This is a genomic window from Companilactobacillus suantsaicola, assembly GCF_004745525.1.
Classification (GTDB): Bacteria; Bacillota; Bacilli; order Lactobacillales; family Lactobacillaceae; genus Companilactobacillus; species Companilactobacillus suantsaicola.
Genome location: NZ_RKLY01000029.1, coordinates 21,238 through 32,869 on the forward strand (window position 1 = coordinate 21,238; position 11,632 = coordinate 32,869).

Genomic DNA, 11,632 nt, shown 5'->3' on the forward strand with positions numbered 1-11,632 from the left:
TAAATTGTGCGGTTCCTTTTTTTCATCTAACCATAGAAGGTTTCTTTGGATCAAACTTCCAATTTGGAATCAAGAATTGCATAGCCTTGGCGTCATCACGGGCACCGAGATTCTTTTCAACGTACAATTCGTTAGCTTGTTTGATCTTTTCAAGATCAATTTCTACTCCTAGTCCTTCGTTTGTCTTAGGAACTGTCAATTGGCCATTTTCAATTTTATACGGATTCTTGGTGAGGTTTTGACCATCTTGCCAGATCCAGTGAGTATCAACGTCATAAACACGTCCTGGAGCGGCGGCGGCAGCGTTGGCAACCATTGCTAGTGAGATATCAAAGTGGTTATTTGAATGTACTCCCCAATTCAAGTTGAATTCGTTGCACAATTGAGCTACTCGAACTGCACCTTCCATTGTCCAGAAGTGTGGATCGGCTAGTGGAATTGAAACGGAATTCAAAGCAATCGCATGTGACATTTGACGCCAGTCAGTATCAACCATATTCGTTGCTGTTGGCATATGAGTGATTTGTTGGAACTCAGATAAAATTTCACGACCTGAGAAACCATCTTCACCGCCACATGGATCTTCAATGTAGTGCAAAATTCCTTTCAATTCGTCAGCGTAGTGAACAGCTTGTTTCAATGACCAAGCACCGTTTGGATCAAGGTCAAGTTTAGCATCTGGGAAAGCTTCGTGTAGTGCTTTAATGGCAGCAACTTCTTCTTCACCATCAAAGACACCACCCTTTAACTTGAAAGTCTTGAAGCCATATTTATCGTAGGCAGCCTTGGCCAATTTGACAATTGATTCAGGATCCATGGCAGGTTTTCGACGAAGTTTGCCCCAGTCACTAGAATTGTCATCGTCAGTTAAATAAGGCATATCCGTCTTACTTGCATCCCCAACATAGAATAAGTAACCTAAAACACCGACTTTTTCACGTTGTTGACCGTCACCCAAAAGAGCCGCAACTGGTACGTGGAGATGTTTTCCTAATAGATCCAAAAAGGCAGTTTCAATCGCAGTTAAAGCGTGAACCATGATTCTTTGATCAAAGGTTTGTTGTCCACGGCCACCCTTATCCAAGTAAGAGAAGTCTTCTTTAATCTTTAGTAAAACAGCTTTGTACTCGCCGATGGATTTTCCAATCACCAATTTTTTGGCCTGGTTCAATGTATCGGTGATCTTTTGTCCACCAGGTACTTCACCAACCCCGACTTGGCCTTCATCAGTTGTCAAAATGACAATGTTTCTTGTGAAATATGGGCCATGAGCTCCGGATAGATTTAAGAGCATGCTGTCATAACCTGCAACTGGATATACATCCATTTTTTCAATTTTTGGAATACTCATAATTGTTCTCCTTTTAAATTAATCTTGAAATTTATTATTCATGTATAATATTGGTATTAATGCAATGTGAGGGGATTGAAATAATGGAAATAAACCGACTAAAAACTTTTTTATCAGTCGCAAGAAACGGTAGTTTTAAAGCCGCAGCTGAAAAACTCTTCCTATCTCCACGAGCTGTTTCAAAACAAATGGATCAGATTGAAAATGAATTAGGGGTTCAATTGTTTGAACGGCAAAAGAACAGTACTCAGTTGAATAAAGCTGGTAATCAGTTTGTCGTCACGGCCCAAGATATCGTCAATACTTACAACGATTCCGTGACAAAATTACAAACTATCAATGAAGCACCAACACCAACTTTACGAATCGGTTTTTCATCCCTCAATCAAACCGTAATTTTAGAAACCGTCATCGCACCCTTCACTAAAAAATATCCTGATATTAAATTAGAAGTTAAGGAAGAAAGCGGCATCCGTTTGATTCATTTACTCGAACGCGACAGTCTCGATTTTGCCGTAACGCCATTTTATAATCTGACTCGTGAAAAAATCGATTATAAAAACACAAAAATGATTAAATTAGCTGAAGGTGAATTAATGGTTGGCGTCAGTATCAACAATCCTCTAAGTAAGCAAGATTCAGTGAGTTTAGATGAGATAAATAATATGAAAGTCCTTTACTACAGTTCATCTGAATCGTACTACTTAAGAGAAGTCTTCCTCGACAAATTCAACGGCTTTTTGAATCCTGAACAGATCAATCGGGTCTCCTCATTAGAGCAGCGTGATATGATGGTCGCATCCAACAACGGAATCGGCTTTTACCCAAGTCCGTTTTTAAATAAGGAACGCGCACAAAATCCAATGATCAAGTTTCTAAAAATCACTGATAAGGTCAACAAGTACTATGCTTCGGCGTTTCTTTACAATCCTAACAACAAAAATTCTTCATTGGTAAACTTAGTTACTGATTTAAAGAGGATGGAATCTTAATGATTTCAGCCTTTTTATTTTGTCAAAAAATCAGTCGCTTCAAGCACCCGCACACAAGCATCGTGTTTGATATCTTTTTGGGCGATTCGCAAATATCCATACTTAGTATCACGTTCAAAAAGAATCAGGTCGTTGGTATTTTGATTGGCGCAGAGTAAGAAATCTCCGTTCTTACTAATACTGAAATCACGTGGGAAAATACCTTCAGTTTTAATATTCTGAATCTTTTCCAAGTGTTTTCCACCATCCAAAACTTTGTAAACCGTTAGTGAATCGTGACCTCGATTAGAGATGTACAAGAATTTTTCATCTGGTGACAATCTAATTGCGGCAGAACCACTGTGACCCACGTAACCTTCAGGAATATTGGAATAATCAGCGATTCGTTCCAATTTACCAGTTTCTGGATGATATTCAACCACGCCGACTCGACTGGACAACTCGCCTAAAACATAGACGTAATTAGTCTTTTTAGCGATAGCTAGTTGACGAGGTCCAAAGCCAGGTTTAGTTTCAAAGGCTGATTTCAAAGTCAATTCAGCGGTATCAAAGTTAATATCAAAGATGAATAACTTGTCACAACCTAATCCACAAACCATCAATCTGCCATCTGGCAATTCTCTAGCGAAGTGAATGTGGGCGTGATCCTGTTCAACTAATGGACCGTGACCCTCAATTGGATAAGTGTGACTGTCGACAATTTCATAATCATCATTCATTTTAAAAGTATGAATGGCGTTAGTATTGTAATTTGCGGCAAACAAAACTTTGTGTTCGCTGTCGATTGAGATGTATGAAGGAACGGTATATGGCAATTCGTTCCAGAAATACAAATTCTTGGCTGCATCATAGGCTTCATATGAGCCGTGTTTCTTTGGTAAATAACTAGCTGAAACTAATTTTCCCGATTTAGCATCAACGATGCCGACTCCACCTTGATTACCATTTTGCGTCAAGACTGTCGCAATCTTACCGTCGGTATCTGAATAATTCAAAAAAGCTGGATTGTCGACTTTAGCCAACAAACTGATGTCGGTGATCTGCTTTTTTTCAGTATCTAGTGTGGCGACGTACATACCTTCTGATTGATTATGTGGCGTATAACTATCTTCTGTATAACCGCCTAAAATAAATTTATCCTTCATTTTAAAAGCCTCCGTTATTTAATAGTTACTTTCTTACATTTAGCAATGACTTCTGGTTTCAATTCTTGGCCGATTCCTGGTCGATCAGGAATATCAATAAAGCCGTTGACTGGTTGATAATCATCGTATTTGCAAGTTGCCCGGTCTTTTGCATTGATGGCCCGTTGGTAAACTTCGTGAATTAAGAAATTAGGGATAACTGCTTCAACTTGTAAAGCGGCCGCAATCGCAATTGGTCCTCCACAAACGTGAACTTGAGCATTGATGTCATACGTATAAGCCATATCACAAATTTTCTTAGCTTCAGAAATTCCACCGGCTAAACAAAGGTCTGGTTGAGCTACTTTGATTGAACGGTCTTCGAAGAACTTTCTAAAGCCCCAACGAGTAAATACTCGCTCACCAGCGGCGATTGGTATGTTAACGTGTTGCGAAACTTCCAAAGTATTATCCGGATTGAGGGTGTTGACTGGTTCTTCATAATAAAGAATATTCAAATCTTCTAACGCTTGACCAATTTTTATCGCTGAAGTCGTATCGGAGTTAGCGTGCATATCAATAATAATATCTAAATCGTCTCCGGCAACATCACGCATTGCTTTAACTCGGTCATAAGCTACCTTAATGACGTGTTGCGAAACTGTTCCTTTAGTATTCCAAGTTCCCCCGCCATCAGGTTGGTCACTCAACATGATGGGGTCAAACTTCAAAGCATCATAGCCTTCAGACATAACTTTTTTCGTAACCTGTGCGTAATCTTGTGGCGTGATCAACTTTAATTTGTCGATGTGTTCACCCCAGTTGTATTGCAACTGACTGGCATAAGCACGCAAATGATCATTGGTCTTGCCACCGAGAATTTCATAAGTTGGTGTGTTGTAGTACTTTCCTTTGATATCCCAAAGTGCAATATCAATGGCACTAATAGCTGCGTTGACTACAACACCTCCGGCAATGCCCCAATAAGTCGTATTGAAAAGCTTATCCCAAATTTTTTCAATATTTAAGGGGTCTTCACCAATAATGACTTCACTAAAGTCTTGCAACATCCCGAAGCCACCACGCCAACCTTTTCCATAAGCTAGACCGGCTTCACCAAAACCGCAAATGTCAGTATCAGTGTTGATTCTGATTACTAGTGGACACCAATCTTCCTTAGAACCTTGACCGTTTCCACTGAAACTAGGATCTGCACTTGGAACCTTCATAATATCAACACTAACAATCTTCATTACTTCTCCTCCATTCATTTACTTTGTGCAACTATTTTCAAATTCATTGTAGTTATAATTTTCACTAATTCACAGTCCAATTATTTACCCCTGGTGAACTATTTGGACTTATTTATGACATTTTTTCTTCGTAAAAGATTGATGATTGGCATATTAACCTCAATTTTATCATTTTGTATGTAATAATCGGTTCACCTGGTGTCCATTTCGTGACTGTAAGATAGTGAAAATATTAACTATAATTATTCCTGAAAACAAATTTAGTGACATCAGTAACGAACTTAAATTGGGAGGATTCAACTTATGAAAAAAGTTTTGTTGAGTGAAAAGATTGACGATAAAGGAATTCAACTTTTGAAAGATAACGGCTTCGATGTTCACGTTTCTGCTGGAACTGACGTTGAAACGATGAAAAAAGAGATCAAGGATGCTTATGCAGTGATCATGCGTTCATCACAACTTCCTGCTGAAGTCATCGATGCTGGCGAACAATTGAAGATCATTTCTCGTAATGGTACTGGTATCAACAACGTTGACGTAAACGAAGCTACTAAGAAAAATATTTTAGTAGCTAAAGTTAATGGTGCCAATGCTTTTGCGGTTGCCGAATACGTAATGACAACTATGTTATTGCTCAGTCGGAAAGTTTTAACTTCTAATAAATTGATTCACGAGAAAAAAGATGAACTAGCTGCCATCGGTTCACTACCTGGTTTCTCAACTCAATTCTCATTGAATGGTAACGAACTAAGAGGCAAGACTTTAGCTATTCTAGGACTCGGTAAAATTGGTCAAGAATTAGTTAAATTAGCTCAAGCCTTTGGTATGAACGTCGTTGGCTACGATCCATATTTGAAAAATTCACCGGTAAAACTTTATGAAAAGTTAGAAGACATTTATCCAGTCGCTGATTTTCTTTCCATTAACATGCCTTTGACCGACGAAACTAAAAATATGATTGCTGAAAAACAATTACAATCAATGAAAAAGACAGCCTTCATCATCAATTCAGCTCGCGGTGGAATCATCAACGAACATGATTTAGCTGCTGCTTTAAATAATGACGTTATCGCTGGTGCCGCCATTGATTCCTTCAACCCTGAACCTCCAGCTCCTGATAACCCACTCTTCACAAGTAAGAACACGATTTTGACTAGTCATATGGCCGGAACAACTATCGAAGCTAACCAAGCACTCGGTTTAGGTGCCGCTCAAGCTATCATCGACTTCTCAAATGGTAAAGTTCCTGAATTTCCAGTTAACCAAGAAATCCTACAAAAATAAAAAATGAGGTCGCCTATTATGAGACATAAAAAGTTAATAGCCGGCATAGTTGGAATTATCTTAGGAGTTGCCATCGCCTTTTTCATCCCAACTCCACAAGGATTAACTCATGCAGGTATGGTCGTCTTAGCATCATTAGTTACTGCAAATATTTTCTGGATTTTTAACGTTATTCCCAGTTTTGCGACTGGCTTACTCATGCTATCTTCTTGGGTCGTTTTAGGAGCAGTCAAATTCGAAGTCGCCTACCAAATCTTTTCCACTACTACTATGTGGATCATCATCGGTGGACTTGGCTTAGGTGCAGCTGCTACTAAAACAGGTCTGATCAAACGTATCGCTTTGAAAATCATGACCTTCTTCCCGGCTAATTTTAGAGGTCAATCACTAGCACTCTTTACTGCCGGTACAATTATTGCTCCAATGATTCCTAGTGCTCATCCTAAAACTGCCATGAGTACTCCAATTGCCAAAGGTATCAGTAACGCTCTAGGCTACAAACCTTTTGGCAAAGGCAGTTCCGGAATCTTTCTAGCTGCTTTATGGGGCTTCTTCGTAACTGAAGCAAGTTTCTTGAGTGCCACAGCGCAAAATTACGCGTTTAAGGGACTATTGCCTTCCAAAGCTCAAGCTCAATTAACTTGGGGTAACTGGTTTTTGATGATGATTCCTTGGACAATCGTCATCTTAGTCGGTGGCTATTTCCTCTTGAATTTCTTGTTCAAACCTAAAGATGATAAACCCGTTTCTCGAGACTTCATCAATAAGCAACTACAAGAATTAGGTCCGATGTCACGCGATGAAAAAATCACTGCTGGTGTAATTTTAATTGCCATCGTCTTTTGGATTTTGGAATCAATTTTCCATATCCCCGCTGCTGTAACTGCCATTATCGGTGTCAGCGTCTTAGTCGCTTTGAAAGTTTTGACACCCGAAGATTTCAAGACTCGTTTGAGTTGGAACACAATTATCTTCATCGGTACCGTTATGGCTTTAGGTAACGTCATGCAATCAGCCGGTTTAACTACTTGGTTAAGAAAAATTTTGGCTCCAGCAATTTCACCAATCATCGACAACTTATACATTACAGTGATCGTTTTGCCAATCATCATCTACCTATGCAAGTTCGTCGTTGTTTCCTTGATTTCAACTGGTACTTTGATCACGATCGGCTTGTTACCATTCTTTTCACAAATGAGTTTCAGCCCCGCAATTATCGCTATCATCGTTACAACCAGTGTTAACGTTTGGTTATTGTCTTACATGAACGCTCCTATTTTGACTGGTAGTGCTGCCGTCAACGACAGTATGGCTTCACGTGGAGCAATGGCTAAATCATCAATTGGTTACATGTTATTGAACATCATTGGCTTACTCGTTTGCGTACCACTTTGGCAGCTTATGGGTATTGCTTAGTCTTGGAAATTAAAAAAGTTGTACTATTGGGATTTTTCCCTTTAGTACAACTTTTTTAGTCTCAATTTATTTTGTTAGATTTTTAATATCATCGATAACTTTTTGTGACTCTTCCATTCGTTGCGTGATTTCTACAATGATTTTTTCATACTCGGATAAAAATTTCTCCGTTTTCGGGTGGTTTTGATAAGCTGAATACGCTAATTGTAAGTCGAGCATTTTGCCATCTAAATCGTCTCGTAACTTGATGCGCTCATCATTGATCAGCTTTTGTAGAGATGGGCGGATCAGTTTCAAGATTTCTGGATTCAGGCCGTTAGTTTTATTCAGTGGATTGTACGGATAGGCTGTTATGACAACATATTCTTCAACATCTAGGACCATCAATACATCCTGGCTGCGAAAGATTTGTATTTCATCATTTTTCTCATCCTCATTTTTGAAGAAAGTTGCTGCACTCAAAAACCGGTGGGTCCACGTTTCTACTTTTGTTTTGGGAATATTAAAGCGAGTTTGAATTCGTTTTGCGGCGTGCTTACTGATTTTATACTTCTGTATATTAGAGACTCCCATCACTGCACCTCAATTTAGAATTATGCAATTTTAGTTTAAAAGAAATCACCAAATTTAGACAGTCGAAAGGTCAATCTTTACACAATCTATACATTAGGTTAATTTTAATTGTGAACTTGAAATTTTAATTTTATCAAATTTTTGTTTCACATTTTCAAATTTAATGCTAATATAAGTGTCACAAGATAAAAACGAAAAGAAAGAAGAGTAAGATTTTTCATACCAACAGTGAGCTGGGATTGGTGAGAACCTAGTAGGTCAATGAATTTTCCGAATAACACTTTCTTATGTTTCTGGCTGAAATTTCGTAAAGTAAGTGCAGACGTTAACCGGTACGTTACCAGCGGTGGAGCATGTTAGTGCTCTTATTGAGGTGGCCTATTTTTAGGCAACTTGGGTGGTACCGCGAAGTCTTTCGTCCCAGTTATTATTAATTTAATAACTAGGATGAAAGACTTTTTTATTTTGCATTCAAATTTAAAAACATGGAGGATTTAACATGAACTTGATCATACCTAAGGATTACGATCCCAAACTATCTGTCAAAGAAACTCAAAGAGCAATTCAATATATTCGTGAAACTTTTCAGGATGAATTCGGCAAAGAATTGAATTTGTCACGTCTGTCAGCACCAATGATGGTCGAAAAAGGAATGGGTCTAAATGATAATCTAAATGGTGTTGAATCCCCTGTTTCCTTTACTATGAAAGGCTTGCCTGGTGAAACCATCGAAATCGTTCATTCCCTAGCTAAGTGGAAACGACTCGCCTTGAAACGCTATAAATTTGGCATGCACGAAGGAATTTACACCAACATGAATGCCATCAGAAAAGACGAGGATCTCGACAACATCCACTCAATTTACGTCGATCAATGGGATTGGGAAAAAATTATCGCTAAGGATGAAAGAAACGTTCACACTTTAGAGGATACGGTTAAATTAATTTTTAAAGTTATCAAACACATGGAACACGAAGTTTGGTATAAATTTCCTCAATCCGTTCATCATCTACCTGATGAGATTCACTTCGTAACGACCCAAGAACTCGAAGACCGCTGGCCTGATAAGACTCCAAAAGAGCGTGAAGATGCCATTTGTAAAGAACTCGGCTGTGTCTTCTTGATGCAAATCGGCGGTCCCATGAAGAGCGGCAAACGCCACGACGGTCGTGCTCCTGACTATGACGACTGGAAATTAAACGGTGATATTTTGTTCTGGTATGAACCTCTACAACACGCCCTAGAAATTTCAAGTATGGGAATTCGTGTTAGTGAGGAATCAATGAGAGAACAATTAAAAATTGCCCACGCAGAAGATCGAGCCAACTTACCATTCCACAAAATGTTGCTAAATGGTGAGTTACCATACACTATCGGTGGTGGTATCGGTCAATCTCGTTTGTGTATGTTGCTACTCGGCAAGGCTCACGTTGGTGAAGTCCAAGCTGCCGTTTGGCCACAGGATCTGCGCGATAAATGTGAAGAAAACAATATTCACTTGCTATAAAAATATGGGGCTGTAACATAAGCCCTCGAAGGTAAAGAACTTGGAACATAACCGCTTTTTACTCCTACATCATCTGATTTAGACATAAAAAAATCCCCTTCGCATTATAATCGGTTAGTAGCCTTTTATAATTATAACGAAGGGGATTTTTTAATATTTAAGCCATTCTCACTCCATTGAACTTACCATGTGATATAGAGACAACCTCAAATGGGAAAGTAGCCATCAGCTGATTATTGCTAACAACTGCAGCAGGCCTCCTTTTTTGTATTTCTGCTCCAGCAGATGGATCGAAATCAATGTAAATGATTTCTCCATTTTTAGGCATATTTACCATAATTCTTCCCCTACTGGTTTTGTATTTTCCCAGTCATTCAGATCATCCGCACGCTGATAATTTCCATGCCAATCTTCAAATAGGTCGTCTAAACTAGTTGCCATTTTTTTTGAGGGTTTAAGAATTAATTCGCCATTATCTTTTTTTTCAATTTTATACTGAGTTCCAGGTGCTACATCTAGGTTACTCGGAATCGTAACAACAATGGAGTTTCCTTGCTTTCGAGCTTTTACATATTTTTCCATAAGCCTATCCTCCATTTCAAAGTCTTATTAAATTAAGACTCGGTGAATACATATGTGCTTCGAGACAAAAACAAAGTGGAGAAAGTTATGTTATGTCCTAAGCTCTTATTTGGTCAAAATGTAATTTAAAATTTCCATGAAAAAACTCTGTAAACTATTTTTAGCAGTCGTAAAGGTTCCAACGTCGACACCGGTGAGTTCTTCCTCACCAAAATAACGATTCTCGATGTACATATGATAAGCTAATTCGATTTGCATCGACTTTACTCTTTTATTGGCTCCGTAATGCGGTGTGATGTAGCCACCTGAGAAGGGATGATTATTGGAGACGGTGTAGCCTTTTTGATTTAATTGTTCTGTTAAAAATTTTCTGAAAGCAGTGCTTGAGGTTGTGTCAAAACGATTGCCTAAAACGACGTCTTGGGTTTTGACATCTTCGTGAGGATATTCGGCAAAACTGTGGAGATCGAAAAGATAAATCTTGTCGAATTTCTCTAATTTATGATCGATCAATTCCTGTAATTTAGCATGATATGGTTGATAAAATTGGGTGATTCGTTGCTCAATTTCTTCTTCCGTTAACTTATTTTGATAAATTGGTTTGCCAAAGGTTGTCTGGCTGTAAACTATCTCGTAACGATAATCGCCATTTACGTCGGTCATCGACAAGTCTCGGTTGGGATCAGCGATGTAGCGGTGAAGGTTATTTTGGAGTGTAGTGAAACCGTTTTGTGGTAGAAAATCATAAAGTTCAGGCAAAAACCAATCGACGTTGGGTAGAATTCGTCCCGGAACCATTTTTGATTTGATAGTTTCCGGTACAAAAGTGCCACTGTGTGGTAGATCGATGATAATTGGCAATTCGTCAACTGTTTCATTGTAGACGGTAAAGTTTTCCATGATTTCTCCTCTAATCCCAGTTTCCATAGGATATTTCGTTTAATTCTTCATTGCCGCACTTGGGACACTGCCAAAATTTTTTTGGCTCTTCGATGAATTTCAATTTAGTTGTACCAAGACTTCCTTTGGCAAAGGTCACACGCTCCAAAGTTGTTTGGCAGTACGGACAAGGATACTGGGGAACAAATTCAGTTGGATCTAGTTGGAAATAGAATTTATTGAACAAATAAAAATCATTTGGGCAGGCATAGATTGCGTGACCGTAATTTTCATTTAGCCGGTTACCTTCTTTCAACAAGGTTTTCGCTTGATTGGTGAGTTTTGAATCTTCGATTAAATCTGCTAAAAAATTATTTACGACGTTTTCCTCAGAATAAAGCATCCCAATTCCTGTATTAGCCTCAATTCCGTAGCCACATTTACTGCAGCGCAAGTTGTGCATTTCTCCCATCGTATCCCTCCTTGTCTTTGTTGGTATAAATATTAAGGAAATTTTTCTGAAAATTCAATAAATTTACAACTAATTAATTCAGGCGAATTTTATAATCAAGTTAGCCACCTTAAGAAAAACTAAATAAAAAAACACCAAGACGTAAAAATCAGTTATCATTGGAGTTCCGACACTAACAATGAAAGAGGTTTTTCGTCTT

The 11,632-nt window shown here is 38.5% G+C and carries 11 protein-coding genes, 1 pseudogene and 1 other annotated feature; of the genes and pseudogenes, 4 read left to right on the forward strand and 8 right to left on the reverse strand.

The genetic code is table 11. The annotated features are described in order from the left end of the window. Positions 1-22: 22 nt before the first annotated feature. Positions 23-1,351 (reverse strand): enolase C-terminal domain-like protein, encoded by a 1,329-nt coding sequence (locus tag EGT49_RS09945; RefSeq protein ID WP_135373914.1) that lies wholly within the window; start codon positions 1,349-1,351, stop codon positions 23-25. An 83-nt stretch (positions 1,352-1,434) separates the two neighbouring features. Here EGT49_RS09945 and EGT49_RS09950 point away from each other — a divergent pair, with 83 nt between their 5' ends. Continuing rightward, the gene (locus EGT49_RS09950; protein WP_167849823.1) at positions 1,435-2,343 is read left to right on the forward strand and encodes a LysR family transcriptional regulator; all 909 of its coding nucleotides are present in this window, start codon (positions 1,435-1,437) and stop codon (positions 2,341-2,343) included. Positions 2,344-2,357: 14 nt separating this feature from the next. Here the strand turns inward: EGT49_RS09950 and EGT49_RS09955 are convergent, their stop codons facing one another. Next, on the reverse strand, positions 2,358-3,488 hold the full coding sequence (locus EGT49_RS09955) for a lactonase family protein (protein WP_135373918.1): 1,131 nt from the start codon (positions 3,486-3,488) through the stop codon (positions 2,358-2,360). A 14-nt stretch (positions 3,489-3,502) separates the two neighbouring features. Continuing rightward, on the reverse strand, positions 3,503-4,720 hold the full coding sequence (locus EGT49_RS09960) for a mandelate racemase/muconate lactonizing enzyme family protein (protein WP_135373920.1): 1,218 nt from the start codon (positions 4,718-4,720) through the stop codon (positions 3,503-3,505). A 303-nt stretch (positions 4,721-5,023) separates the two neighbouring features. On the opposite strand from EGT49_RS09960, the gene EGT49_RS09965 reads away from it, so the two are divergent. Then, on the forward strand, positions 5,024-6,004 hold the full coding sequence (locus EGT49_RS09965) for a hydroxyacid dehydrogenase (RefSeq protein ID WP_135373922.1): 981 nt from the start codon (positions 5,024-5,026) through the stop codon (positions 6,002-6,004). A gap of 18 nt (positions 6,005-6,022) precedes the next feature. Further along, positions 6,023-7,420: an SLC13 family permease gene (locus EGT49_RS09970; RefSeq protein WP_167849824.1), complete on the forward strand. Its 1,398-nt coding sequence runs from the start codon at positions 6,023-6,025 to the stop codon at positions 7,418-7,420. A gap of 66 nt (positions 7,421-7,486) precedes the next feature. On the opposite strand, the gene EGT49_RS09975 is transcribed toward EGT49_RS09970, so the two are convergent. Further along, positions 7,487-7,993 (reverse strand): hypothetical protein, encoded by a 507-nt coding sequence (locus tag EGT49_RS09975; RefSeq protein WP_135373927.1) that lies wholly within the window; start codon positions 7,991-7,993, stop codon positions 7,487-7,489. A 185-nt stretch (positions 7,994-8,178) separates the two neighbouring features. Continuing rightward, positions 8,179-8,419: a binding site (T-box leader), on the forward strand. A 73-nt stretch (positions 8,420-8,492) separates the two neighbouring features. Between EGT49_RS09975 and asnA the strand changes: the two genes are divergently transcribed. Next, entirely contained in the window at positions 8,493-9,500 is a 1,008-nt protein-coding gene (asnA, locus tag EGT49_RS09980; RefSeq protein ID WP_135373929.1) for an aspartate--ammonia ligase, read from the forward strand. Positions 9,501-9,672: 172 nt separating this feature from the next. On the opposite strand, the pseudogene EGT49_RS12740 reads toward asnA, so the two are convergent. The 4 genes and pseudogenes from EGT49_RS12740 to EGT49_RS10000 all read right to left on the reverse strand — a co-directional run. Then, positions 9,673-9,837, reverse strand: a pseudogene (locus EGT49_RS12740) (type II toxin-antitoxin system PemK/MazF family toxin); the annotation flags it as partial. Continuing rightward, positions 9,831-10,082 carry a type II toxin-antitoxin system PemI/MazE family antitoxin gene (mazE, locus tag EGT49_RS09990; RefSeq protein WP_135373931.1) on the reverse strand — a complete coding sequence of 84 codons (252 nt, stop codon included), beginning with the start codon at positions 10,080-10,082 and terminating at the stop codon, positions 9,831-9,833. The gene mazE and the pseudogene EGT49_RS12740, both read right to left, overlap by 7 nt. A gap of 105 nt (positions 10,083-10,187) precedes the next feature. Continuing rightward, positions 10,188-10,982: an N-formylglutamate amidohydrolase gene (locus tag EGT49_RS09995; RefSeq protein WP_135373933.1), complete on the reverse strand. Its 795-nt coding sequence runs from the start codon at positions 10,980-10,982 to the stop codon at positions 10,188-10,190. A 10-nt stretch (positions 10,983-10,992) separates the two neighbouring features. Continuing rightward, a complete protein-coding gene (locus tag EGT49_RS10000) occupies positions 10,993-11,433 on the reverse strand; it encodes a hypothetical protein (protein WP_135373935.1) in 441 nt (146 codons plus the stop codon). Positions 11,434-11,632: the final 199 nt, after the last annotated feature.